Below are 25,317 nucleotides of genomic sequence, written 5' to 3'. Positions count from 1 at the left end.
GGGCACGGAACAACCGCCGTCGTGCGGCGGACCGGGCGCGCCCCTACGCCGGTGCCGCGGCCGGGGGGTACACGGCGCTGCGACGGATCACAGCGGCGACAGCTCCGGCGGGGTCTTCGACGGGTGTTCCTCCAGTGCGGCCAGCGCCCTCCGCACCGCCTCGTCCAGCTGGGCGTCCCGTCCGGCCGCGTAGTCCTGCGGAGCCTGGACCACCTCGACGTCCGGATCGACCCCGTGGTTCTCCACGCCCCACCCGTAACCCTCCAGCCAGAACGCGTACTTCGGCTGGGTCACCAGCGTGCCGTCCACCAGCCGGTACTTGCTGTCGATGCCGATGACGCCGCCCCAGGTGCGGGTCCCGACGACCGTTCCGATACCGAGCGCCTTGATCGCCGCGTTCACGATGTCCCCGTCCGAGCCCGAGAACTCGTTGGCGACGGCGACGACGGGCCCGCGCGGGGCGTCCTCGGGGTAGCTGTACGCTCGCAGCCCGCGCGGTAGGTCCCATCCGACGATCCGCCGCGCGAGCTTCTCCACGACCAGCTGCGAGGTGTGCCCGCCCCGGTTCTCCCGGACGTCCACCACCAGCCCCTCCCGGGCGACCTCGATCCGCAGGTCGCGGTGGATCTGGGCCCAGCCGGGCGCCTGCATGTCCGGCACATGCAGATAGCCGAGCCGCCCACCGGACTTCTCGTGCACGTACGCCCGCCGGTCCGCCACCCACGCGTGGTACCTGAGCGGTTCCTCGTCCGCGATCGGCACGACGACGACGTGCCGCGGATCGCCGCCGCCCGCCGGTGACACCGTCAGCTCCACCGGTGTGCCCGCCGTGCCGACCAGCAGCGGCCCGGGCCCGGTCACCGGGTCCACCGGCTGACCGCCGACCGCGATGATCGCGTCCCCGGCCCGTACGGCGACGCCGGGCGCCGCCAGTGGCGCGTGGGCGGCCGGGTCGGAGGTCTCCGAGGGCAGCACGCGGTCGATCCGCCAGCCGCCGTCCTCGTGGCGGGAGATGTCGGCCCCGAGGAGCCCCTGCCGCCGGTCCGCGCCGGGCCCGTGGCCGTTCGGTGTGACATACGCATGCGAGGTGCCGAGCTCTCCCTGGACCTCCCAGAGGAGGTCCACGAGGTCGTCGTGCGTGGCGACCCGGGCGATCACCGGCCGGTACCGGTCCAGTACGCCCTGCCAGTCGACCCCGTTCAGGTCGGCCCGCCAGAAGTTGTCCCGCATCAGGCGGCCGGTCTCGTCGTACATCTGCCGCCACTCGGCCGCGGGGTCGACTGTCTGCCGTACCCGCGACAGGTCGACGGTGACGTTCGCGTCGCTGTCGTCGTCGTTGGGGGCCCGCCGGTCGCTCGGCACGACCTTGAGCTTGCCGTCGGTCCACAGCAGCACCCGCTTGCCGTCACCGCTGACCGCGAACTGGTCGGCGTCCGCGGCGAGGTGCTCGATGCGCTGCTGGACGAGGTCGTAGCGCTCCAGCTCCGTCTTGGGGTCCGGATCGTCGGGCGTGGCGCGCGAGGCACCGAGCACCCCGCGCACCGGGTGCCGCAGCCACAGCACCCCGTCCTTGGCGGCCCGCAGCCCGGAGTAGCGCGCGGCCTCGACCGGGAAGGGCACGATCCGGTCGGCCAGCCCGTCCAGGTCGATCCGGGTCGTGGGTGCGCCCTCACTGTCGGGCGTCTCGTCCTTCTCGGGCGCCGCGAGGGGACGGCCGTGGCGCTGCGGCCCGAACGGGGACGGGGTGGTCGCGGCGAGGGTGATCAGGTGCGGCCGCGAGCCGCCCACGAACGCCAGGTCGAAGACGTGTTCGTCGTAGACCGGGTCGAAGGAGCGTGCCGAAAGGAACGCCAGGTGCTTGCCGTCCAGGGTGAACGCCGGTGAATAGTCCCGGAAGCGCAGCGGGGTCGCCTCCGTCACCGAGAGGTCGGCCGTGTTGGCGAGCTTGAGGTGGCGCAGCGGGCGCGGACCGGGGTGCGACCAGGCCAGCCATGCCGAGTCCGGCGAGAAGACGAGCCCGGTGACCTCCCCGTCCTCGCTGCGGTCGACCTCGCGCACCTCACCGCTGTCCCGCTCGACGAGCAGCACCCGTCCGTCGTGTGCCGCGACCGCGACCCGGCTGCCGTCGGGCGCCACCGCGAGCCCCAGCACCCGTCCCAGCCGCCCGGCCGCGAGCCGGCGCGGGACGGCACCGGGCAGCAGGCCGGTGGCGGGCGCGAACTCCAACGCGTCCTCGCCTTCCGCGTCCGTCACCCACACCACCCACTCCTCGCCATCGGCGCGGAAGGCGCGCGGCAGCCGGGCCCGTACGCCAGGTTCGGCGGCGAGCGCACGGGCGGGGCCCGCGCGGTGGGTGACCCAGTGGACGGCACCCCGCACGGAGACCGCGCTGCCGCGCCCGGTGTGGTCGGGCGAGGCGGCTCCGAACCAGCGGGCGGCGCTCACGGGGTAGGGCTGGACGTCGATGCGCTGGCCGCCGAGCCGGATGTCCAGCCGCCGGGGCTCAGCCCCCTCCAGGTCGTCGAGGAGCCAGAGTTCGCCGGCGGCGGCGTACACGACGCGGGTGCCGTCGGTGGCGGCGTGCCGGGCGTAGAAACCGTCGAGTGGGGTGTGCCGCCGCAGGTCCGAACCGTCGGCGAGCGACGAGTACACCGCCCCGGTGCCCTCGTGGTCGCAGAGGAAGGCTATGCGCTCGCCCACCCATGCCGGGTACTCGATGTTCCCGTCGAGGTCCTCGTGCAGCCGTACGAACTCGCCCTCGCCCTCCCGGTTGATCCACAGCTTGCCCGCGGTGCCGCCCCGGTACCGCTTCCAGTGGGCGGCCTCACGGCCCATGGGCGCCGACAGCAGCACCGTGGCCGGACCGTGGGCGACCTCGCCGACGGGGCCGTACGGCAGTGTGGTGGCCGGTCCGCCGTCGAGCGGTACGGTGCGCGCCCAGGTGCGGCGCAGCGAGGCCTGGCCGACCGTGCTCAGGGCGAGCACCTCGCCCTCAGGGGTCCAGCCGCGCACCTGGGTCTTCGAACTGCCCCAGTGCGTCAGGCGCTTGGCCGGGCCGCCGTCGATCGGGGCGATATGGACCTCGGGCGCGCCGTCGCGGGTCGAGGTCCAGGCGACGGTCGTACCGTCCGGAGATATGCGGGGATGGTTGACCGGGACGTTGTCGGCGCTGACCCGCCAGGCGCGGCCGCCGTCGAGGGGAGCGACCCAGACGTCGTCCTCGGCGGTGAAGGCGACCAACTCGCCGTGCAGATGCGGGAACCGTAGATACGCGCGCGATGCGGACTGAGTCACCAGGTCACCCTAAGCAGCGATCCCGCTCTCGAACAGGGGTTTACCCCACATGATCCGGTCCCGTGCATCCGTCACTTGCCCCGCACCGGCCAGCAGGTGGGATCGCCCTGGCACCAGATCGTCCTCGTCACGGTGACGGTTGGGCCGGGCTGCCCGGGTGCGGCCGGCTGGAAGGAGACGGGCGGCGCCGGTGTGGCCGCGTGGCAGTCGCCGAGGCCCCGGACGTGGAACACCTGCCTGCCGCCCACCGTGGCCCTCAAGTCCCCGCGCACGCAGGCGCCGTCGACGGCACGGGTGACACGGCCTTTGACGGTGATGTCCCTGTCGTCGTCCGTGCGCCCCTGGCAGTCGACGGTGACGACGGTGGTCTCGGAGGGCGCGGGCGTCCTCGCGGACACGGCGCTCCTGCCGCCGTTGCCGTAGGTGCCCGTACAGCTGAGCCAGCGCACCTTCACGTGCTGCCGCTCCAACTCCTGTGTGGCGGTCCGGTCGGTCGTGTACGCCACCGAGACGGACCCGAGATCGCCGGGTTGGCAGGCCACGACTCCGCCCATGACGGCCGCCACGACGCCGGTGACCACCACGGCCCGCCGCCCCGCCGGCCGCCGCCCAATACGTCTCAATGCCACCATGGACGGCAGATTGCCACCCTCGCGCCGTCGACGGTAGGGCGCATACGGCCACCCGGGAGCCCGTGTTCCCCGGTGCGAGCAGCGGTTCCGATGGGGCGGAATCGCTGCGGGCCCTCTGCCGACGCGCCGTCAGGGGCGGAGCAGCAGCCACTCCTGAAGCTCGATCAGGTTCCCCTCGGGATCCCTGAGATGGGCGACACGCATGCGGTCGGTCATCGGGGCCGGACCGTGCACCACCGTGGCGCCGCGGGACGTCGCCTGCTCGCAGTACGCGTCGAGGTCGTCCACGCGCAGCACCACCAGTGAGCGGTGGCCCACCGGCTCCTCACCCAGTTCGCCGAGGATCCCGGCCATCATCGCCCGGTCCTGCAGCGCGATGCCCGCCGAGCCGGTGGCGGGGCTGAACTTCTCGTAGGGCCCGTTCACCGCTCCCGACTGGGGTTCGAGGCCGAGGACCTCGGCGTAGAACCGGTAGCAGCGGGGGAAGTCGGTGACCAGCAGCCGTACTTGGGCGAGTTCCACGGCGTTCCCCGGATGTCAGGACCAGCGGCCCGTGCGGCCGAGCAGCAGCGCGGCCGCCACGGTCCCCGCGGTCGATGTCCGCAGGACGGTATGCCCCAGCCGGAACGCCCGCGCACCCGACTCCCCGAACTGCGCCAGCTCCTCCGGGGCGACGCCTCCCTCGGGTCCGACGACCAGCACGATCTCACCCCGGGTGGGGAGCTCCACGGTCGCCAGGGGCTCGTCGCCGCTCTCGTGCAGGACCGCGGCGAAATCGGCTTCGGCGAGGAGTGCCGCGACCTGCTTGGTGGTCGCCGCGTCCGCGACCTCGGGGAAGCGCACCCGGCGGGACTGCTTGCCCGCCTCCCGGGCGGTTGCCCGCCATTTGCCGAGCGCCTTGAGCCCGCGGTCGCCCTTCCACTGCGTGATGCACCGGGCCGCCGCCCACGGGACGATCGCGTCCACCCCGACCTCGGTCATGGTCTCCACGGCCAACTCGCCCCGGTCGCCCTTGGGCAGGGCCTGGACGACGGTGATGCGAACGGGCGCCGGGGGCTCCTCATGCAGGGACTCCAGGTCCATGACCACCAGCCGGTCCTTGCCCTCGGCCGCCTTCACCACCCCTTCGGTCCACCGTCCGCGCCCGTCGGTGAGGACCACGTCCTCACCGGGCCGCAGCCGCTTCACCGAGACGGCGTGCCGCCCCTCCGGCCCGTCGAGTACGAACTCCGGTCCGATTCCGTCGAGTTGCTCCACGACGAAGACGGGAGCCGTCATCGCCCGGCACCTCCCCTCGACAACGCTGTCGCCGCCGCGAGTTCCGCCGCGAGCACCTCCACCAGCTGCGCGGCGGGCAGTTCGCGGGCCAGACGGTGCCCCTGCCCGGCCCACAGCCCCATGCCCTGCGCGTCGCCCGCCTTGGCGGCCGCCTTGCGCAGCGTCGAGGTGAGGTGGTTGATCTCGGGGTACGCGGCGGGCGCGTAGGGCCCGTGCTCGCGCATGAACCGGTTGAGCAGACCGCGTGCCGGGCGTCCGGAGAACGCGCGCGTCAGCTCCGTGCGGACGAAGAGCGGGTCGGTCAGCGCCTGCTTGTGCAGGGGGTGCGCGCCGGATTCGGGCGTGGCCAGGAACGCGGTGCCGAGCTGCGCCGCGCTCGCGCCCGCCGCGAGCACCGCGGCGATCTGGCTGCCGCGCATGATGCCGCCGGCCGCCACGATCGGGATCCGTACGACCTCGCGCACCTGCCCGACGAGCGAGAGCAGTCCGATGCCGGACCCGTCGTTCTCCTGGATGTCCCGGTGGGTGCCCTGGTGGCCGCCGGCCTCGACACCCTGCACGATCACCGCGTCGGCGCCCGCCTCCTGCACCGCGAGGGCCTCGTCCGCGGTCGTCGCGGTGACCAGCGTGAAGGTGCCCACACGCCGAAGGGAGTCCAGGGCCCCCGGCTCGGGCACCCCGAAGTGGAAGGAGACCACGGGGACCGGGTTGTCGAGGAGGACGGCCAGCTTGGCGTCGTAGCCGTCGTCGCGTCCGCTGTCGGGATCGCCCAGTTCGGTCTCGTACCAGGCGGCCTCGCCGGCGAGCTGCTCGGCGTAGACCTCGACGGCGGCGCGGTCGGAGTGGTCGGGCTGCGGCATGAACAGGTTCACCCCGAAGGCGCTGCCCGTCAGCCCCCTGAGCTGCTTGATCTCCTGGTACATCCCATCGGCGGTCTTGTAGCCGGCGGCGAGGAACCCCAGGCCGCCGGCGTCGGACACGGCCGCGGCGAGAGCGGGGACGGAGACGCCGCCCGCCATGGGGGCCTGCACGATCGGATGACGGAGAAGATCGGTCAGCGCGGAGGACATGACGGCATGTTGCCACGTCCTTGGAACAAGTCCGAATCCGGCCGTCCCCTGGCATATGCCAGGGGAAGAGGCAGCGGGTCAGAGGTGGTGGCCGGACGTCCGCGATCGGCACGATCCGGTCCACGGGCGGCACGATTCAGCCCAGTCCAGGCGCAACCGGCCCGTCAGGAAGTACCCCTGCTCGAGCGAAGTGGAGAGATCGAGAACGATGCCGTTCAGGCCGAAGCGGGAGCTTCGGCACGGCAGCCTCCAGTACGGCCACCGCGGCGCCGGGTGCGTCACCGACGCCGGGTGGCCACTCCACGGGTCACCGCCCGTTGAACGCGTCCTTCAGCCGCGAGAACAGTCCCTGCTGCCCCGGCTGGAAGTGGCCCTGCGGGCGCTCCTCGCCGCGCAGCTGCGCCAACTCCCTGAGGAGCCGCTCCTGTTCTGGGTCCAGCTTCGACGGGGTCTGTACCTCGACGTGCACGACCAGGTCGCCCCGGCCACCGCCGCGCAGGTGTGTGACACCACGGCTGTGCAGCGGGATCGACTGCCCGGACTGGGTGCCGGGACGGATGTCGACTTCCTCCAGGCCGTCCAGCGTCTCCAGCGGGACCTTGGTGCCGAGGGCGGCCGCCGTCATCGGGATGGTGACCGTGCAGTGCAGGTCGTCACCGCGACGCTGGAAGACCGAATGCGGCAGTTCGTGGATCTCGACGTACAGGTCGCCGGCGGGACCGCCACCGGGGCCGACCTCGCCCTCGCCCGCGAGCTGGATCCGCGTGCCGTTGTCGACACCCGCGGGGATCTTGACCGTGAGTGTCCGGCGCGAGCGCACCCGCCCGTCGCCCGCGCACTCCGGGCACGGGTTCGGAACGATGGTGCCGAAGCCCTGGCACTGGGGACACGGCCGGGAGGTCATGACCTGGCCCAGGAAGGACCGCGTGACCTGGGAGACCTCACCGCGGCCGCGGCACATGTCACAGGTCTGCGCGGATGTGCCGGGCGCCGCGCCCTCACCGTTGCAGGTATTGCAGACGACGGCCGTGTCGACCTGGATGTCCTTCGTCGTGCCGAAGGCAGCCTCGTCGAGCTCGATGTCGAGCCGGATCATGGCGTCCTGCCCCCGGCGGGTACGCGAGCGCGGTCCGCGCTGCGACGCCGTGCCGAAGAACGCGTCCATGATGTCGGAGAAGTTTCCGAAGCCGCCCGCACCGAAGCCGCCCGCACCGGCCGCGCCCGACTGGGACAGGGGGTCGCCGCCGAGGTCGTAGACCTGCTTCTTCTGCGGGTCCGAGAGGACCTCGTAGGCGGCGTTGATCTCCTTGAACCGCTCCTGCGTCTTGGGATCGGGATTGACGTCCGGGTGCAGCTCGCGGGCGAGCCGACGGAACGCCTTCTTGATCTCATCCTGCGACGCGTCGCGGCGCACGCCGAGTACGGCGTAGTAGTCCGTGGCCACTTACGACTCCGCCAGGATCTGTCCGACGTACCGTGCCACCGCTCGTACCGCTCCCATCGTTCCCGGGTAATCCATGCGGGTCGGTCCGACCACGCCGAGTTTCGCTACTGCTTCGCCGCCCGAACCGTAGCCCACCGAGACGATGGACGTGGAGTTGAGTCCCTCGTGGGCGTTCTCGTGCCCGATACGCACGCGCATGGCCGGATCCTTCGCCTCTCCCAGCAACTTGAGCAGCACGACCTGTTCCTCGAGTGCCTCGAGGACGGGACGGATGGTGAGAGGGAAGTCATGCGCGAAGCGGGTGAGATTGGCGGTGCCGCCGATGATCAGCCGCTCCTCGGTCTCCTCCACGAGCGTCTCCAGAAGGGTGGCGAGCACCGTCGAGACCGTGCCGCGGTCCTCCGGTTCGTCGAAGGCCTCCGGCAGGTCCTGGACCAGCTGCGGAACGTCCGCGAAGCGGCGGCCCACGACCCTGCTGTTGAGACGCGCGCGCAGATCGGCGAGAGACGTTTCTCCGAACGGCGCCGGGCAGTCGATCATGCGCTGCTCGACCCGGCCGGTGTCCGTGATCAGCACGAGCATCAGCCGCGCGGGTGCCATCGACAGCAGCTCCACATGGCGCACCGTCGAGCGCGTCAGGGACGGGTACTGCACGACGGCGACCTGCCGGGTGAGCTGTGCGAGCAGCCGCACGGTGCGCGTCACCACGTCGTCGAGGTCGACCGCGCCCTCCAGGAAGTTCTGGATCGCGCGCCGCTCGGGCGGGCTCATCGGCTTGACGGCCGCGAGCTTGTCCACGAAGAGGCGGTAGCCCTTGTCCGTGGGGATGCGTCCGGCGCTGGTGTACGGCTGGGCGATGTACCCCTCCTCCTCCAGCGCGGCCATGTCGTTGCGGACGGTGGCCGGGGAGACACCGAGCTGGTGCCGCTCGGTGAGCGCCTTGGAACCCACCGGCTCCTCGGTACCGACGTAGTCCTGGACGATGGCGCGCAGCACTTCGAGCCTGCGTTCACTGAGCATCGCGCACACCTCCAGTGAGTCGTCTGAGTCGTCCCCTTGACGCTCCCCTGGCACTCTGCGTGTACGAGTGCCAGCATCCCGGAGCAAGTGTACGGCGGTCGGGTACGCACCCGGCAAGGCCGGGCGGCGCCGTCGTACCGACGTGTACCGACCTGTCCTGGGCTGTCCTGCCGGATCGGGCGCCTGCCGATAGCGTCGGCGCATGACGGTGCTGTGGGAAGGGTCCGGGTGGGAGGCGCTCGGTCCGGGAGCGGGGCGCACGCGGCTTCCGGGCTGGGACTGCACGGCGGGACTGGTGGTCGGCGAGCACGGGGCGCTGATGGTCGACGCGGGCTCCAGCCCAGGCGAGGGCGCGCGGTTGCGTACCGAGGCGCTGCGGCTGCTCTCGACCCTCGGCGGGGACCGGCGTGTGACCCATCTCGCGCTCACCCACCCCCACTTCGACCATGTCTTCGGTGCGGCGGCCTTCGCGGACGCCGAGGCGTTCGGCGCGGCGGGCATCGACACGGTGTTCGTCCACGAGCGGAGCGAACTGGTCGCGGACGCGGTGCGCAACGGCCTGGACGCGGAGGTGGCGGCCGAGGCGGCCGACCTCCTGGTGCCTCCGCGCCATCAGGTCTCGGGCGAGTGGACCCTGGACCTGGGCGGGCTGCGGGTGCTGCTGGCGAACGTGGGACCCGCCCACACGGCCCACGACCTCGTGGTCCTCGTCCCCGGGGAGCGGGAGATCGTCTTCTGCGGCGACCTCGTGGAGGAGTCGGGCGACCCCCAGGCGGGCCCGGACGCGGTGCCCTCCCACTGGCCTGCGGCCCTGGACCGGCTGTTGAAGCTGGGCGGGGAGGACGCGGTGTATGTGCCCGGGCACGGCGCGGTGGTGGACGCGGGGTTCGTGCGGGCGCAGCGCGACGAGTTGGCGGCGCGTTTCGGCGTGTCGTAGAACCTGGCCTCCGGCTTCTCCTATCGTCATCCGAATGCGCCAGTACTCGCCGGACCTGACTCCGCCGTGGAAGAAGCCCAAGCCCGTCCCGGAGGTCCCGGCGGATCCCGGTCTGGTGGTCGAGGAGCCGCGCACCGGCTTCTGCGGCGCGGTGATCCGCTGCGAGGCGGGCACGGTGACCCTGGAGGACCGCTTCGGCAAGCACCGGGTGTTCCCGCTCGAACCCGGGGGCTTCCTGCTGGAGGGCCGGGTGGTGACGCTGGTGCGCCCGTCGAAGGTTCCGGCGCGTCCCACGCATACGGCCTCGGGCTCGGTGGCCGTCCCCGGGGCCCGCGCGCGGGTGGCCCGCGCCGGCCGTATCTATGTGGAGGGCCGCCACGACGCGGAACTGGTCGAGAAGGTGTGGGGCGACGACCTGCGCATCGAGGGCGTGGTGGTCGAGTACCTGGAGGGCGTCGACGACTTGCCGTCCATCGTGTCGTCCTTCGCGCCCGGCCCCGACGCCCGCCTCGGCGTGCTGGTGGACCATCTGGTCCCCGGCACCAAGGAGTGGCGCATCGCCGAGTCGGTGACGAGCGAGCACGCACTGGTGGTGGGCCACCCCTACATCGACATCTGGCAGGCGGTGAAGCCCGCGGCCCTGGGCATCCCGGAGTGGCCGCGCATCCCGCACGGGCAGGACTGGAAGAAGGGCGTGTGCCGGGCTCTGGGCTGGCCGGAGAACACGGGCGAGGCGTGGCAGCGGATCCTGTCGCGGGTGCGGTCCTACAAGGACCTGGAGCCGGAGCTGCTGGGCCGCGTGGAGGAGCTGATCGACTTCGCCACGGCGCAACCGTGAGCGGCGGCAGGGTGCCGAACCGGCTGGTGCCGAGGTCGATCCCCACGATCGGCAGCGGCACCGGATCGAACCGCTGCTCCGCAGTGGTTCCCCCGGCTGGGTGATCAGTCCACCAGGTCCCGTACCACCGCGTCCGCCAGCAGCCGTCCGCGCAGTGTCAGCACCGCTCGTCCCTCCCCGTACGGCTTCTCCTCCAGGAGCCCGTCCGCCAGGGCACGGCGCGACGCCGCCAGCCCCTCCTCCCGCAGCAGGGACAGCGGCACTCCCTCCCGCAGCCGCAGCTCCAGCAGGATGCGCTCCACCCGGCGGTCCTCCTCCGACAGGACCTCCCGTCCGGCGCCCGGCGACCGCCCCGCCGCCAGTGCCGCCGCGTACGCCCCCGGATGCTTCACGTTCCACCAGCGCACGCCGCCCACATGGCTGTGCGCGCCGGGGCCCGCGCCCCACCAGTCGGCGCCGCGCCAGTACAGCTCGTTGTGGAGGCAGCGACCCGCCTCGGACGTGGCCCAGTTCGAGACCTCGTACCAGTCGTAGCCCGCGGCCCCCAGCGCCTCGTCCGCGATCAGATAGCGGTCCGCGTGGACGTCGTCGTCCGTCATCGGAATCTCGCCCCGGCGGATGCGGCGCGCGAGCTGGGTGCCCTCCTCGACGATCAGCGCGTACGCCGATATGTGGTCGGGACCCGCGCCCAGCGCCGCGTCCAGCGATGCCCGCCAGTCGTCGTCCGACTCCCCCGGCGTGCCGTAGATCAGGTCCAGGTTCACATGCTCGAAGCCCGCCGCCCGCGCCTCGGCCACGCAGGCCTCGGGCCGGCCCGGGGTGTGCGTGCGGTCCAGGATCTTCAGGATGTGCGGGCGCGCGCTCTGCATGCCGAAGGAGATCCGGTTGAAGCCGCCCTCCCGGAGCGTGGCCAGATAGCGCTCGTCGACCGACTCCGGGTTCGCCTCCGTCGTCACCTCCGCGTCGTCCGCGAGCCCGAACTCGTCGCGGATCGACCCCAGCATCCGTACGAGATCCTCCGCGGCCAGCAGCGTCGGCGTGCCGCCCCCGACGAAGACCGTGCGGACCTCGCGCGGGTCGTCGCCCAGCACCTTGCGGGACAGGCGGATCTCGTCGATCAGCGTCTCGGCGTAGTTGTCGCGGGACGCCAGCACTCCGCCCGTGCCGCGCAGCTCCGTCGCGGTGTAGGTGTTGAAGTCGCAGTAGCCGCAGCGCGTGGCGCAGTACGGCACGTGGAGGTAGAACCCGAGGGGGCGCTCGACGGCTCCGGCCAGGGCGCGCGCGGGCAGCGCCCCGTCGTCGGGGACGGGCTCGCCGTCGGGGAGTGCGGAAGGCATGTCCCCCATTGTCCCGTACCGCCGAGACAACCCGGCTGTGCTGATGAGGCGCTCATTGCGCCTGCAACACCAGCAGCGCCAGGTCGTCCTCCGGCGGCTGCTCGCCGAACTCGTGCACCAGCCTCCTGATCCGCTCCGCGATCAGCTCCGCGCTCAGCCCGGCGCAGCCCGCGAGCGCGGCAGCCAGCCCGTCCTCGTCGTCGAACTGGTGGGGGCCGCTGCGCCGCTCGGTCACCCCGTCCGTGACGCAGAGCAGGCTGTCGCCGGGATGCAGCTCGAAGGTCTCGCAGGTGTACGCCACGTCCTCGACGACCCCGAGCAGCGTCTGCGACCGCGCCATGGCCCGTACGCCGCCGCTCGGGCCCAGCAGCAGCGGCAGCGGGTGCCCGGCGGCGGCCAGCGTGCAGCGCACTCCGCCCTCGAAGGGGACCAGCTCGCCGTACAGGAGCGAGAGGAAGCGGGCGTGCGGGCCGTCGTCGATGACCGGCACCGGCGCGCCCGCGGCCACCAGGGCCCGCGCCGCCGCGTCGGAGGCCTCCGTCGCATCGTCCAGCAGAAGCTGGTTGAGGCGGTCCAGCACGTCGGGGACCGCGTAGCCCTCGCGGGCCAGCAGCCGCAGCCAGGGCCGGGCCAGCCCGATCACGACGGCCGCCTCGGGACCCTTGCCCTGGACGTCGCCGAGGGCGAAGCACCAGCGTCCGGCGCCGGCCGGGAAGATGTCGTAGAAGTCGCCGCTCGGTCCGCCGCCCTTGTCGCAGGGCTCGTACACGAGCGCGCTGCGCACCCGGGGGATCTCGGCGACCGCGCCCGGCAGCAGCCCGCGCTGCAGCACCCGGCTGATGGTGGCCTGGCGTGCGTACTGCCGGGCCGCGCCGATGGCCAGCGCCACCCGGCGGCTCAGGTCCTCCACGAGCCCGGTGATCTCGTCGGGGAAACGCAGCAGCCTGGCCCGCCCGATGACGAGCGTGCCCAGCGGCCGGCCGCCCGCGATCAGCCGGTACGCGAGCGCCGCCCCGGTCGCACCCCGCGGGCCGAGCGCCGCGCCCGGCCAGGGCACGGGCACCGCCCTGGAGCGCACCGCCTCGGGCAGCCGGGGCGGATCCTTCTCCAGGGCGCGGCGCAGTTCCTCGATGCGGTTCTCGCTGCCGTGCCAGACGCGCGCGAGCCGGGGCCCGGCGGCGATCGCTGCCTCGGGCCGGTGCCAGCCGGTCGCCTCGTCCTCCAGCCAGACCGCGCACCAGTCGGCGAGCCGCGGCACCAGGAGCTGTCCGGCGAGCGCGGCGACCAGGTCCTCGTCGAGCTGTCCGGCGAGCAGGTCGGAGGCCTCGGCGAGGAAGGAGAGCGCGCCGCGGCCCCGCCAGTCCCGGTCGTACACGGCGCGGGCCGGCTCGGTGAAGGCGGGGAGCTCGGGTCCGAGTATCTCGGCCGCGTTCAGCCCGCGTTCCAGGGCGCCGTCACCGGCGTAGGCCTCGAGCTCGTCCTCGGCCTCGAGGACGTGGTCGAGGGGCAGCAGTGCCCAGACCGTCTTGCTGCCGGTGCGGTAGGTGATCCCCCAGGCCGTGGAGAGCGTGGACACGAGCCGCAGCCCGCGGCCGTACTCCGGTAGGCCGTAGGGGCGTTCGGCGCCGTCGTCCCGTACCGCGCGGGAGGGGTGGTGGTCGGAGACCTCGACGACGAGGCCGGTCGGCTCGTCGTCCGTGTTCTCGAGACGGCAGGCCACGTCGACGTCCGTGCCCGCGTGTACGACGGCGTTGGTGACGAGCTCGCTGACGACCACCAGCGCGTCGTCGGTCAGCCGTTTCGTGAAGGTGTCGGGCTCGGCGGCCCGTGCCCAGGCGGACAGGGCGGCGTGTACCAGCCGGCGGGCCGAGCCGGCCGCGAGCGGTCCCCCTGGCAGCGTCGCACGCACCACCGTGTGCAGCCCCGCGCCTTCTTGCACAGGCGCATCAGGGGCACGGGAGACGGTCTCCCGTTGCGTGGGAATGCCCCGCATGGACGGCTCCCCGAGCGGTTCGGACGATTACGCGTCTGACAATGCGGACAGAGTGACAGATCGGGCACGCCCATAAGCGTCGAGTTACCGAAGTGGGTCGCTATGAGTGAGAACCGTGCTACAGATGTGTTCGAAGACGGACAGATTCGAGCATCGGAACGGCGCCCTTTGCTCATGACGGGGACAGCCACCCCGGACGGCGGCTCCAGATGCAGCCGAGGAGGGGCCGGGCCGGGTGGCCGCGCCGAGGCGCTGGACCACTGCCGGGGCGGCGGCCCCAGGACCCGGCGGAGTCCCGCAACCACGTCCGAAAGCTGCGGCGGCCGGTGGCCGGGAGCGCGGGGAACGCGAAGCGGTGCCGTCGGCCACGGCCGATGGCACCGCCCGAGGCAGCCCTACGCTTCGCGCGCCCCTGCGTACATCTCGTCGATCAGGTGCTTGTACTCCCGCTCCACGACCGGCCGCTTCAGCTTCAGGCTCGGCGTGATCTCCCCGTGCTCGACGTCGAGGTCCCGCGGCAGCAGCCGGAACTTCTTGACGGTCTGCCAGCGCTGGAGGCCGTCGTTGAGCTGCTTCACATAGCCGTTGACCATCTCGACCGTGGCGGGCGCGGCGACGACCTCGGCGTACGACCTGCCACCCAGGCCGTTCTCCTTCGCCCACTCCAGGAGGGCCACCTCGTCCAGGGCGATCAGCGCGGTGCAGAAGTTCCGGTCGGCGCCGTGCACCAGGATGTTGGAGACGTACGGGCACACCGCCTTGAACTGGCCCTCGACCTCGGCCGGCGCGATGTACTTGCCTCCGGACGTCTTGATGAGGTCCTTCTTGCGGTCCGTGATGCGCAGGTAGCCGTCGGGGGAGAGTTCACCGATGTCGCCGGTGTGGAACCAGCCGTCCGCCTCGAGGACCTCGTCGGTCTTCTCGGGCAGCCCGTGGTAGCCCTCCATGATGCCCGGGCCGCGCAGCAGGATCTCGCCGTCGTCCGCGATGCGCACCTCGGTGCCGGGCAGCGGCTTGCCGACCGTGCCCGTGCGGTACGCCTCGCCCGGGTTCACGAAGGAGGCCGCGGAGGACTCGGTGAGGCCGTAGCCCTCAAGGATGTGGATACCGGCGCCGGCGAAGAAGTACCCGATCTCGGGTGCGAGGGCCGCGGAACCGGAGACGCAGGCGCGCAGCCGGCCGCCGAAGGCCTCTCGGATCTTGGCGTAGACGAGCGCGTCGGCCACCTTGTGCTTGGCGCCCAGGCTGAAGGGCACGGCGTGGGTACCGGTCCGGCGGAAGTTGTCCTGGGAGACCTTGGCGTACTCGCGTGCGACCTCGGCTGCCCACTGGAAGATGCGGTACTTGGCCGCGCCGCCGGCCCGTGCCTTGGCCGCGACCCCGTTGTAGACCTTCTCGAAGATGCGCGGCACGGCCGCCATGTACGTCGGCTGAACGACCGGCAGATTCTCGATGATCTTGTCGACCCGGCCGTCGACGGCGGTGACGTGCCCCACCTCGATCTGACCGGAGGTGAGCACCTTGCCGAAGACGTGCGCGAGCGGCAGCCACAGGTACTGCACGTCGTCGCTGCCGACCAGCCCGGTCGCCGCGATCGCCTTCGCCATGTACGCCCAGTTGTCGTGCGGCAGGCGCACACCCTTGGGGCGGCCGGTGGTACCGGAGGTGTAGATGAGGGTGGCGAGCTGGTCCTTGGTGATCGCGCCGACCCGCTCCTTGATCAGCTCGGGGTGCTTCTCCAGATAGGCGGCGCCCCGGGTCTCCAGCTCGGCGAGGGTGAGCACCCAGTCGCCGGTCTCGACGCCCTTGGGGTCGATCACCACGACATGGGTCAGCTCGGGCAGCTCGGCGCGCCTCTCCCGGGCCTTGGCCAGCTGCTCCGCGTTCTCCGCGATGAGCACCTTGCTCTCGGAGTCGGAGAGGATGAAGGCCGACTCCTCGGCGTTGGTCTGCGGGTAGACGGTCGACGTGGCCGCGCCGGCGCACAGGATGCCCAGGTCGGCGAGGATCCATTCGACCCGCGTCGAGGAGGCGAGCGCCACCCGCTGCTCCGGCTGCACACCCAGCTCGATCAGTCCGGCCGCGATGGAGTAGACCCGCTCCGCGGCCTCGGCCCAGCTCAGCGACTTCCATTCGTCCGGGCCCTCACCTGAGGCCGGGGGTACGGGGTAGCGGTAGGCCTCTGCCTCGGGCGTTGCCGCCACGCGCTCCAGAAAGAGGGCCGCCACGGACGGCGGACGGTTCTCGATCAAAGTCTGTGTGTCGCTCACGACATCCTCCGGGGCCCGCGACGGTGCGGCTGACTCAGTGCAGCTGACTCGATGACTCAATACTGATGGCTCGATGCGACTGGCTCATGGCGACCGGCGTCACTCCGGCGCACTTGTTTAACTCGCGAGTAACTACCGAGCAGAGATCAGGGTAGAGCCCGACCGGCCGGTTCGTAAGGGGCGGTGGCGTGTCACTTCCTACAGAGAGCGACCGGGTACGCGCACAGGGCCCGTCGCACTTTCGTACGACGGGCCCCTGTTCGGCCGGTTTTCCGGGTATCCCTCGGTTACTTCTTGCCCTTGGCCGACCCCGCACTGTCATCGCTGCTCAGGACGGCGATGAAGGCCTCCTGGGGAACCTCCACGGAACCCACCATCTTCATCCGCTTCTTTCCCTCCTTCTGCTTCTCCAGCAGCTTCCGCTTACGGGAGATGTCACCGCCGTAGCACTTGGCGAGGACGTCCTTGCGGATGGCGCGGATGGTCTCGCGGGCGATCACCCGGGAGCCGACGGCGGCCTGGACCGGCACCTCGAAGTTCTGCCGCGGGATCATCTCCTTCAGCTTGGCGACGAGCCGGACACCGTAGGCGTACGCCTGGTCCTTGTGGGTGATCGCCGAGAAGGCGTCCACCTTGTCGCCGTGCAGCAGGATGTCCACCTTGACCAGGGAGCTGTTCTGCTCGCCGGTGGGCTCGTAGTCCAGCGACGCATAACCGCGGGTCTTGGACTTCAGCTGGTCGAAGAAGTCGAAGACGATCTCGGCGAGCGGGAGCGTGTAGCGGATCTCGACTCGGTCCTCGGACAGGTAGTCCATGCCGAGCAGCGTGCCGCGGCGGGTCTGGCACAGCTCCATGATCGCGCCGATGAACTCGGTGGGCGCGAGGATCGTGGCCCGCACGACCGGCTCGTAGACCTCGTCGAGCTTGCCCTCGGGGAACTCGCTCGGATTGGTGACGATGTGTTCGGTGCCGTCCTCCATGATCACGCGGTAGACCACGTTGGGCGCGGTGGCGATCAGGTCGAGCCCGAACTCGCGCTCCAGACGCTCGCGAACCACATCAAGGTGGAGCAGGCCGAGGAAGCCGACACGGAAGCCGAAGCCGAGGGCGGCGGAGGTCTCCGGCTCGTAGACGAGCGCGGCGTCGTTGAGCTGGAGCTTGTCGAGGGCCTCGCGCAGGTTCGGGTAGTCGGAGCCGTCGAGCGGGTACAGACCCGAGAAGACCATCGGCTTCGGGTCCTTGTAACCGCCGAGGGCTTCCTGGGCCCCCTTGGCCTGGCTGGTGATCGTGTCACCGACCTTGGACTGACGGACGTCCTTCACACCGGTGATGAGGTAACCCACCTCGCCGACCCCGAGCCCGTCGGCCGGGAGCATCTCGGGCGAGCTGACACCGATCTCCAGCAGCTCGTGGGTCGCGTTGGTGGACATCATCTTGATGCGCTCGCGCTTGTTGAGCTGTCCGTCGACGACACGGACATAGGTGACGACGCCCCGGTAGGAGTCGTATACCGAGTCGAAGATCATCGCGCGGGCGGGCGCGTCCGCGACGCCGACCGGCGCCGGGATCTGCTCGACGGCCTTGTCCAGCAGGGCCTCGACGCCGAGGCCCGTCTTGGCGGAGACCCTGAGCACGTCGCCGGGCTCGCAGCCGACGAGATTCGCGAGCTCCTCGGCGAACTTCTCGGGCTGCGCGGCCGGCAGGTCGATCTTGTTGAGGACGGGGATGATCGTGAGGTCGTTCTCCATCGCCAGGTAGAGGTTGGCGAGGGTCTGGGCCTCGATGCCCTGGGCGGCGTCAACGAGGAGGATCGTCCCCTCGCACGCGGCGAGCGACCGCGAGACCTCGTAGGTGAAGTCGACGTGCCCAGGGGTGTCGATCATGTTCAGGATGTGCGTGTTGCCCGGATCGTGGGTCGGGGCCCACGGCAGACGCACCGCCTGGGACTTGATCGTGATGCCGCGCTCGCGCTCGATGTCCATGCGGTCGAGGTACTGAGCGCGCATCTGCCGCTGCTCGACGACACCGGTCAGCTGGAGCATCCGGTCGGCGAGCGTGGACTTGCCGTGGTCGATGTGCGCGATGATGCAGAAGTTGCGGATCAGTGCCGGGTCGGTACGGCTCGGCTCGGGCACATGGCTAGGAGTGGCGGGCACGCAGGGTCCTGATTCTTGAGGCGTCCGCAGTGTCTGCGGTCTCGGGTCGGATCGATACGTAGCCTCCATCGTCCCACGCGCGGGAGGCTGCGACCGTTTTGGGCCGTGTCGTGACGGGCCGGACGGCCGGATCGGGCGACGCCCGGGGGCCTCTGCGGCTGGTTTGGGCCGCCCGAAGGCGGCTGGTAGCCTGGGTGGCTGTGCCTCATGCCCTCTCAGCGCGAGGCACGACTTCAAGAAATCATCGGTGCGTGAGGCTCCCAGTCCCGCGTGCCTGAACCTGAAAAGGCTCATTCGTGGCGAACATCAAGTCCCAGATCAAGCGGAACAAGACGAACGAGAAGGCGCGCCTTCGCAACAAGGCCGTCAAGTCCTCGCTCAAGACCGCGATCCGCAAGGCCCGCGAGGCCGCTGCCGCGGGTGACGCCGGGAAGGCCACCGAGCTCCAGCGCGCTGCCGCGCGTCAGCTCGACAAGGCTGTCTCGAAGGGCGTCATCCACAAGAACCAGGCCGCCAACAAGAAGTCGGCGCTGGCCACCAAGGTCGCGTCCCTCAAGGGCTGACACTTGATTTGACGCCGGAAGGAATCGAGCGGGCCCTCTCTCATCCGCTCCCATCCGGCACCCCGGGTTCGTACGCGGCCTGCGTTCGCCACGCGGGTACGAGCCCACGAGCTTGAACCGAAGGCCCCGCCACCGCCCTTCCCCAGGGTGAGCGGTCGGGGCCTTCGGTGTGCCTGCACGATGCCGCCCCGGGCGGAAGCCCGCGACTAGCCCCGGCCTCTGGAGCGCGCCGCCCGCGCGATCGTGACGACCGCCTTCTCCAGGGCGTACTCCGGATCGTCCCCGCCGCCCTTCACGCCCGCGTCGGCCTCCGCGACCGCCCGCAGAGCGACCGCCACCCCTTCCGGTGTCCAGCCCCGCATCTGCTGGCGGACCCGGTCGATCTTCCAGGGCGGCATGCCCAGCTCCCGGGCGAGGTCCGCGGGACGCCCGCCGCGCGCCGACGACAGCTTGCCGATGGCCCGCACGCCCTGCGCGAGCGCACTCGTGATCAGCACCGGCGCCACGCCCGTGGCCAGCGACCATCTGAGCGCCTCCAGCGCCTCCGCGGCCCGGCCCTCGACCGCCCGGTCCGCCACGGTGAAGCTCGACGCCTCGGCCCGCCCGGTGTAATAGCGGCCGACCACTGCCTCGTCGATCGTGCCCTCGACGTCCGCCACCAGCTGGGACACCGCCGACGCCAGCTCCCGCAGATCGCTCCCGATCGCGTCCACGAGCGCCTGGCACGCCTCCGGCGTCGCCGAACGTCCCTGCGCCCGGAACTCCCCGCGCACGAACGCCAGCCGGTCGGCCGGCTTGGTCATCTTCGGGCAGGCGACCTCGCGTGCCCCCGCCTTGCGCGCGGCGTCGAGCAGTCCCTTGCCCTTCGCGCCGCCCGCGTGCAGCAGTACAAGGGTGATCTCCTCCGCGGGCGCGGCGAAGTACCCCTTCAGCTCCTTGATCGTGTCGGCCGACAGATCCTGCGCGTTGCGGACGACCACGACCTTGCGCTCGGCGAACAGCGAAGGACTCGTCAGCTCGGCGAGCGTGCCCGGCTGCAGCTGGTCCGAGGTCAGATCCCGTACGTCCGTGTCGGCGTCGGAGGCCCGGGCGGCGGCCACCACCTCCTGCACGGCACGGTCGAGCAGGAGGTCCTCCTGGCCCACGGCAAGGGTCACGGGGGCGAGGAGGTCATCGGTCGCGGTCTTCTTGGCCATCACGGAAAGCATCCCACGGGCCACTGACAACCCGGCCCGGCCGCCCTCCGTCCGCGGCCGGACCTCGGGTCGCCACCCCGGCGCTACGGCTCCTCCCGCCAGCCGTCCCACTCCCCCACGAACTCGTCCAGCTGCCCGGCATCGAGGACCTCGGCCTCGTCCCGCAGCACCACCAGCCACTGCGCGTCCTCGGCGTCGTCCTCGCCGGCCAGCGCGTCCCGGACGATCCGCGGTTCCTCGTCCAGCCCGAACCGCGCCCCGAGCGCCTCCGCCACCTCTTCCGCGGCATCGCGGTCGGGCAGCACCAGCACATGTCTCACATCGCTCACCACGTCATTTTCCGCTACGGCCGCTCCGCCCGACGCCGGGGCCGCCGTCGAAGACGCAGGTCACCGCCCGTCGTCCGAGGCCGCTCGGACCGTGGGCACCCGGTCCAGCTCGATCCCGAACCGCTTGCGGTACGTCTCCAGCACCTCCTCGTCTCCCGCCAGTTCCGCCACCTCCTTCTTCCCGTCGGGGGCCGTCGTCGTCAGACGGCTGCCGCTGAGCGTGATCCGCCCGCCGTCCTCCGTGACCCGCGAGCACACCAGCGACCGCACGAGGTGCGACGCGGGAGAGGTGGTGTTCCACCAGGCTCCGACGGTGAAGTCCTCAAGCACCCGCGGCCGCATCTCCAGCCGGTACTGGAGCTCGCCGTCCCGCAGCACGTCGAGATCCCCGCACTCCGCGGCATCGCCGCCCCCGCGAACCCCTGCCGCATCCGTCCCGGCCTCGATCACCCGGAACGCACCGCCCGCATCCCGCTGCTCACCCCGCTCCCCGAACGCCAGCGGCCAGTGGCTGTTCGCCCCGAAACCGACGTCCGCGAGCCAGTCGCCCCCGTCCACCGTCCGCACCCGCAACGCCAGATGTGCGTACGGCACCCCCAGCCGCTCCTCCTCCCCGTACACCCGCGCGGCGAGCAGCGTGACATCGAAGCCGAGGGCCGCCAGCAACGCCCCGAACGCCCCGTTGAGCTCGTAGCAGAAACCTCCCCTGCGCCCTCCGACGATCTTGTCCAGCAGCCGGCCCTCCTCGAGCACGATCTCCTCGCCGAGGTGGATCGACAGGTTCTCGAACGGCACGGTCTGCAGATGCCGAAGATGCAGCTCGCGCAGCACGTCGACGGTGGGCCAAGCGGGATACTCCACCCCGATCCGGCGGAGATAGGCGTCAGCCTGTGCGGAATTCATGTGCTCAGTCTCTCGCCACTCTCAGACCGGCGCCCGCACCTACGACGGCAATCGCCCCGTCCTCGTCGGTGCGCAGCACCATCGCGCCCTCCTCCGCAGCGCCGCGACCGTGCCGGGAGCTGAGTGACCGTGGGGATTGCCCCTCCCGCACGAGATCAGCGCAAGCCACGGCGCCGCTTTCCGTATGAGCTCCGGATCCTGGTACGCCGACCCGTGGTTCGGCGTTAGTCCCCAAGGACAGAATCGGGGGTGAAAGAGGGCACACAGGGAGGGACACGGGCAATGACGATCGCAACACAGCGCATCGCCACAGAGGTTGCAGTACGGACCGCGCGCGAGTACCTGCGCGTCTCCAAGGGCAAGGGCAAGACCGCGCGCAGCATCACCGACCAGCACACCGACAACCTGGCCACCGAACAGGAGCACGGCCCCTGGGTATGGGGCGAGGCGTACAAGGACACCGGCTCCGCCTCCAAATACGCCAAGAAGACCCGCGACGACTTCGAGCGGCTGCTGTCCGACCTGCGCACCGGCGCGTTCGGGCAGCCTGGTGACATCCTCGTCCTGTGGGAGATCAGCCGACTCGCCCGCGAGACCGGCCGGGGCGTGTCGCTCATCGAAGCGTGCGAGGCGCGCGGTTACTCGATCCACGTCACCTCCGAGGGAGAGAACGGGCGTACCTACGACCCCCGCAACTACGCCGACCGGCACTCCCTCGTGACCGGCATCGCCGACGCGGAGAAGGAAGCTCGCCGCCTGTCGGCCCGCACGCTGCGCGGGCTCAACTCCGCCGCCCGGGAGGGCCGCCCGCAGGGGCAGGTGCCCTTCGGCTATCGGCGCGAGTACGAGGTGGTGGACGGCCGACCCCGGCCCGTCGCACAGCACCCCGACCCGGTTGAGGGCCCTCTCGTCTGGGAGCTGTTCGAGCGGGTCGCGGGCACTGGGGACAAGCTGCCGGAGCCGATCTACGCCATCTCCAAGGACTGGGGCGAGCGCGGCGTGACCCGCAAGGACGGCCAGCCCTTCACGCCCCAGAACCTCCGCTCGATGCTGCTGCGCCCGGCGTTCGCGGGCCTGCGCAAGCACAACGGCGTGCTGGTGCCCGAGCAGTGGGAGGGCTGGACCCCGATCGTCTCCCGAGAGCTGTTCGAGCGGGTGCAGGAGATCCTGGCCGACCCGTCCCGACGCACGTACACCGGCGCGCACATCCAGCACGTGCTGTCCATGACGCTCCGCTGCGACGTGTGCGGCGGACCGATGGCCGTCATGCACCGCCGGAAGCACGGCGGCAAGGCCGCCCTCGGGTACCAGTGCCATCCCAACGGCCACGTGTGGGTACCCAAGGAGGAGACGGACCGGATCATCATCGGTGACCCGGAGACCGGCGAACTGGGAGTGATCCTCGCGTACCTGTCGGCCCCTCACCGGCTCGCCGCCCTGAGCCGCAGCCCCGAGACCAGCCCGGCCGAAGAGAACGTGCGGGCCGAACTGAGGAGGCTCCGGGGTGAGCTGAAGGAACTGGAGGAGGCGCCCCAGCCCAAGACGGCCCGAGCCCGGCTCCAGCGCATAGCCGACATGGAGGAGCTGGAGACGGACATCGCCGCCCTGGAGGCGAAGCTCAACAAGCTCACCGCACCCAACCCGCTCGCCGACGTCCTCCCGGCCGACCCCGGGGCCGACCTCGTGCAGTGGTGGAAGGCGGCCGACGTGCAGCGCCAGCGCGCCGTGGCCGCTCTCCTGCTGACGCCCGGACTCCTCGGCCAGGTGCGGATCACCAGGGCACCGAACCGCACGGCCGCGCCGGTCACGGAGCGGATCAAGTGGGTGACGGCATGACTCACAGGGTGTGGATCATCCTGTGGATGAGCCGCTGAGCGGCCGTCTCCCGGCCGCTCAGCACCCCACCAGCCCAACGCCATCGGCCCGCCGTTCCCGGTCCCTCACGGCATGACTGAGCCCCCGTCACTGGACGGGGGCTCCGTGCTGCTGTTAGCGCGTGAGCCGGGTCAGGAAGTTGTCCACGAACTTCTCAACCTCAGCACGGCTGCTGACTTCCTCGACGTTCAGGCGGTCGACGTACTTCACCCCTGCGTTCAGGAACAGCCGGTCGCGGCTCCGGTCGGCGGCGGCCCGGCCCTTGTGGTGGGGACCGTCGATCTCGATCACCCCGGCGTACCGGCGATAGGTGATCAGCAGATCGGGCTCGAAGGTCCAGCCGCGTACCCTCATCCCGCCGAGGGGCATGATGCCGATCGTCTCGCTGTCCGGCAGAGACTCCTGGCGCTCCCTGAGCACCCGGTACACGTCCAGCTCCCACTCGTTGGTGAAGTGGAACTGATCCTCGATCGGATGGCGGGGTTCAAGCTGGGGCTTGCGTCCCTGGTTACTGGCCTTGGGGCCGTTGGCCGTCTGGATCTGCTTCCGCCAGTCCACGCCGAGCCGGGGGATCGACGGCCGGGCAACGACCTCTTCAATCTGCTTCTTCGATCCCCACAGCACATCGCGCATGTGCACTGCGATCTTTTCCAGTACCGGCTCGTCGTAGGTCGGGTACAGGTTGGGATCCACGACCAGAACGACCCTGTAGCCCTCCTGGCCCCACTCCGTGTTCCAGAGCCGGATCTCCGCCGTGGTCACGTCGGCGATCAGCCGAGCCGAGTCCGTGTCCCCCAGGTGATGGGCGAGGACGGCAGTGGTCCCCAGAAGCCATTCGGCGACAATGGCGCTGTTCTTCGGGGCGTCGAGGGCGACGGACATGTCGGGCGACGGCAGCTCATCACTCATGAATGGGATTGTCGTACCCACCACCGACAATGGAAGGGCGCTCAACTGCTCCTATGCGTTCCCGAGTTGTCGAGCCGGCAATTGTGCTCCGGAGCCTTTCTCTACGTGACGGAGCCCGGCCGGTAGACATCACCTCCGGCCGGGCTCCGTCGTCTGTGTGGGCTACTCGCCGACCACGCTCAGGTTCACCATGTGATCACAGAGCGCGTTCACCGAGCGAGCTAGCTTGGTGACGACCGACAGGCGCAGACGGTCGTTGTCCCCCTCGCCCATCCTGAGCCGCATGCACGCCTCGCCGACGCACGCCAGCGCGCACGCCCTCGGTACGTCGTCCTTGGGGAACGGCAGGGCCGCCTTCTCCACCTCGGGGACGAGCTGCCGGATGTGATCACGGAGCAGGGTCCCGAGGGTCAACAGCTCCTCGGCTGTGGGCTGTTCGGCATCCGGAGCCAGCAGCCGCCGGGCCGTGGCCCGCATGGTCTCCAGGTCCAGTGGTGGGGTCTCTGCCCCGGCCGCTGGTTCATCCGTACTCTTGCGCACGTCGACTCCTCGCTAGTCGGCCACGCCCCGGGAGGTCTAGCCACCTCGCCGGGGTCTTCCATCGGTCAACGTAGCGCGAACTGCGTCCTACCGCGTCCTCTTGCGTCCCAACGCGTCCGGACGCGTTCCTGTGATGCGGGCCGCTACCGGCTGCGCAAGCCTGTGATCATGACCGAGCTGCCCAGGTACGAGTACGTGAGGATCGCCGACGCCGTCGCCGCCGACATCGCCTCCGGCACGCTGCCCGTCGGCGCCCGGCTGCCGGGCGAGCGGGAAGCCCTCTCGATCTACAGCACGAGCATCGGGACGTGGCGCCGGACGGTCCGGGAACTGCGGGAGCGGGGACTCGTTGCCACCCTGCCCGCGAAGGGCACGTACGTCATCGCCGAGCCGGGGAGCCCGGCCGAGGGCTGACGGCGCGCGTGATCGCCGGGAGAAAATCCCTAGGCCAGAGTGGTCGTCAGGACACTGATCAGACCCCTGACGGCACCTGACCCGCTCCCGCCGGAGGGCGACGCCCGGCGAGGGCTGACACCTGACACGGCTGACACGCCCGAACCACCCCCTACGGGGGTGGGTGTCTGAGCTTGATGTTTAACCTCGCACGTCACCCGACCTGCTGAGATCTCCCATTTCCAGCGGTATGTGAGACGGCCGCCCTCCACGCTTCGAGATGTCGAGTAACGCAGCGTGAAGGAGCGGCCGTTGAGGATGAGTCTTCCTGCCGAAGTCC

Annotated in this window: 21 protein-coding genes and 1 pseudogene; 5 read left to right on the top strand and 17 right to left on the bottom strand. The window is 71.0% G+C overall.

All coding sequences use genetic code 11. The features are described 5' to 3' along the window. Window positions 1–87: 87 nt before the first annotated feature. From ACWDA7_RS02375 to hrcA, 7 genes are all read right to left on the bottom strand, one after another. Window positions 88–3,294 carry a S41 family peptidase gene (locus ACWDA7_RS02375; RefSeq protein ID WP_450602365.1) on the bottom strand — a complete coding sequence of 1,069 codons (3,207 nt, stop codon included), beginning with the start codon at window positions 3,292–3,294 and terminating at the stop codon, window positions 88–90. 71 nt (window positions 3,295–3,365) lie between these two features. After that, window positions 3,366–3,926 carry a hypothetical protein gene (locus tag ACWDA7_RS02370; protein WP_450602364.1) on the bottom strand — a complete coding sequence of 187 codons (561 nt, stop codon included), beginning with the start codon at window positions 3,924–3,926 and terminating at the stop codon, window positions 3,366–3,368. Between the two features lie 129 nt (window positions 3,927–4,055). Next, window positions 4,056–4,448, bottom strand: a complete 393-nt coding sequence (locus ACWDA7_RS02365; protein ID WP_450602363.1) for a VOC family protein — start codon at window positions 4,446–4,448, stop codon at window positions 4,056–4,058. A gap of 15 nt (window positions 4,449–4,463) precedes the next feature. After that, complete coding sequence (locus tag ACWDA7_RS02360) at window positions 4,464–5,204, bottom strand: 16S rRNA (uracil(1498)-N(3))-methyltransferase (RefSeq protein WP_450602362.1); 741 nt, start codon at window positions 5,202–5,204, stop codon at window positions 4,464–4,466. Continuing rightward, on the bottom strand, window positions 5,201–6,274 hold the full coding sequence (locus ACWDA7_RS02355; RefSeq protein ID WP_450602361.1) for a nitronate monooxygenase: 1,074 nt from the start codon (window positions 6,272–6,274) through the stop codon (window positions 5,201–5,203). The genes ACWDA7_RS02360 and ACWDA7_RS02355 overlap by 4 nt, the downstream gene beginning before the upstream one ends. A gap of 307 nt (window positions 6,275–6,581) precedes the next feature. Continuing rightward, the gene (gene dnaJ, locus ACWDA7_RS02350) at window positions 6,582–7,718 is read right to left on the bottom strand and encodes a molecular chaperone DnaJ (RefSeq protein ID WP_360997639.1); all 1,137 of its coding nucleotides are present in this window, start codon (window positions 7,716–7,718) and stop codon (window positions 6,582–6,584) included. Then, window positions 7,719–8,738, bottom strand: a complete 1,020-nt coding sequence (gene hrcA / locus ACWDA7_RS02345; RefSeq protein ID WP_450602360.1) for a heat-inducible transcriptional repressor HrcA — start codon at window positions 8,736–8,738, stop codon at window positions 7,719–7,721. A gap of 202 nt (window positions 8,739–8,940) precedes the next feature. Here hrcA and ACWDA7_RS02340 point away from each other — a divergent pair, with 202 nt between their 5' ends. Both ACWDA7_RS02340 and ACWDA7_RS02335 read left to right on the top strand, forming a co-directional pair. Next, window positions 8,941–9,675 (top strand): MBL fold metallo-hydrolase, encoded by a 735-nt coding sequence (locus tag ACWDA7_RS02340; RefSeq protein ID WP_450602359.1) that lies wholly within the window; start codon window positions 8,941–8,943, stop codon window positions 9,673–9,675. 34 nt (window positions 9,676–9,709) lie between these two features. Further along, window positions 9,710–10,513 carry a DUF3097 domain-containing protein gene (locus tag ACWDA7_RS02335; protein WP_450602358.1) on the top strand — a complete coding sequence of 268 codons (804 nt, stop codon included), beginning with the start codon at window positions 9,710–9,712 and terminating at the stop codon, window positions 10,511–10,513. Between the two features lie 104 nt (window positions 10,514–10,617). Here ACWDA7_RS02335 and hemW read toward each other — a convergent pair whose 3' ends face one another. From hemW to lepA, 4 genes are all read right to left on the bottom strand, one after another. Beyond that, entirely contained in the window at window positions 10,618–11,850 is a 1,233-nt protein-coding gene (gene hemW, locus ACWDA7_RS02330; protein ID WP_450602357.1) for a radical SAM family heme chaperone HemW, read from the bottom strand. 52 nt (window positions 11,851–11,902) lie between these two features. Beyond that, window positions 11,903–13,843 carry a SpoIIE family protein phosphatase gene (locus ACWDA7_RS02325; protein WP_450602356.1) on the bottom strand — a complete coding sequence of 647 codons (1,941 nt, stop codon included), beginning with the start codon at window positions 13,841–13,843 and terminating at the stop codon, window positions 11,903–11,905. Window positions 13,844–14,238: 395 nt separating this feature from the next. Further along, a complete protein-coding gene (locus tag ACWDA7_RS02320) occupies window positions 14,239–16,113 on the bottom strand; it encodes an AMP-dependent synthetase/ligase (protein ID WP_450602355.1) in 1,875 nt (624 codons plus the stop codon). Window positions 16,114–16,400: 287 nt separating this feature from the next. Next, entirely contained in the window at window positions 16,401–18,269 is a 1,869-nt protein-coding gene (lepA, locus tag ACWDA7_RS02315; RefSeq protein WP_450602354.1) for a translation elongation factor 4, read from the bottom strand. Between the two features lie 296 nt (window positions 18,270–18,565). Between lepA and rpsT the strand changes: the two genes are divergently transcribed. After that, window positions 18,566–18,832: a 30S ribosomal protein S20 gene (rpsT, locus tag ACWDA7_RS02310; protein WP_432927539.1), complete on the top strand. Its 267-nt coding sequence runs from the start codon at window positions 18,566–18,568 to the stop codon at window positions 18,830–18,832. Window positions 18,833–19,038: 206 nt separating this feature from the next. Here rpsT and holA read toward each other — a convergent pair whose 3' ends face one another. The 4 genes and pseudogenes from holA to ACWDA7_RS02290 all read right to left on the bottom strand — a co-directional run. Then, window positions 19,039–20,028 (bottom strand): DNA polymerase III subunit delta, encoded by a 990-nt coding sequence (gene holA, locus ACWDA7_RS02305; RefSeq protein WP_450602353.1) that lies wholly within the window; start codon window positions 20,026–20,028, stop codon window positions 19,039–19,041. A gap of 83 nt (window positions 20,029–20,111) precedes the next feature. Further along, window positions 20,112–20,357 (bottom strand): hypothetical protein, encoded by a 246-nt coding sequence (locus tag ACWDA7_RS02300; protein ID WP_361824271.1) that lies wholly within the window; start codon window positions 20,355–20,357, stop codon window positions 20,112–20,114. Between the two features lie 60 nt (window positions 20,358–20,417). After that, window positions 20,418–21,260 carry an arylamine N-acetyltransferase family protein gene (locus ACWDA7_RS02295; RefSeq protein WP_450602352.1) on the bottom strand — a complete coding sequence of 281 codons (843 nt, stop codon included), beginning with the start codon at window positions 21,258–21,260 and terminating at the stop codon, window positions 20,418–20,420. A 4-nt stretch (window positions 21,261–21,264) separates the two neighbouring features. Continuing rightward, window positions 21,265–21,479, bottom strand: a pseudogene (locus ACWDA7_RS02290) (ComEC/Rec2 family competence protein); the annotation flags it as partial. Window positions 21,480–21,542: 63 nt separating this feature from the next. Between ACWDA7_RS02290 and ACWDA7_RS02285 the strand changes: the two are divergent. Then, a complete protein-coding gene (locus ACWDA7_RS02285; RefSeq protein ID WP_450602351.1) occupies window positions 21,543–23,096 on the top strand; it encodes a recombinase family protein in 1,554 nt (517 codons plus the stop codon). 153 nt (window positions 23,097–23,249) lie between these two features. Here ACWDA7_RS02285 and ACWDA7_RS02280 read toward each other — a convergent pair whose 3' ends face one another. Further along, window positions 23,250–24,044: a hypothetical protein gene (locus ACWDA7_RS02280; RefSeq protein WP_450602350.1), complete on the bottom strand. Its 795-nt coding sequence runs from the start codon at window positions 24,042–24,044 to the stop codon at window positions 23,250–23,252. A 162-nt stretch (window positions 24,045–24,206) separates the two neighbouring features. Then, window positions 24,207–24,584 (bottom strand): DUF6415 family natural product biosynthesis protein, encoded by a 378-nt coding sequence (locus ACWDA7_RS02275; protein ID WP_450602349.1) that lies wholly within the window; start codon window positions 24,582–24,584, stop codon window positions 24,207–24,209. Window positions 24,585–24,752: 168 nt separating this feature from the next. Between ACWDA7_RS02275 and ACWDA7_RS02270 the strand changes: the two genes are divergently transcribed. After that, a complete protein-coding gene (locus ACWDA7_RS02270; protein ID WP_450602348.1) occupies window positions 24,753–24,998 on the top strand; it encodes a GntR family transcriptional regulator in 246 nt (81 codons plus the stop codon). The last annotated feature ends 319 nt before the right edge of the window (window positions 24,999–25,317 follow it).

The organism is Streptomyces sp. NPDC001156 (assembly GCF_053598275.1).
Note: the sequence above shows the minus strand (reverse complement) of the source record. Positions and strands in the feature narration are given on the sequence as shown.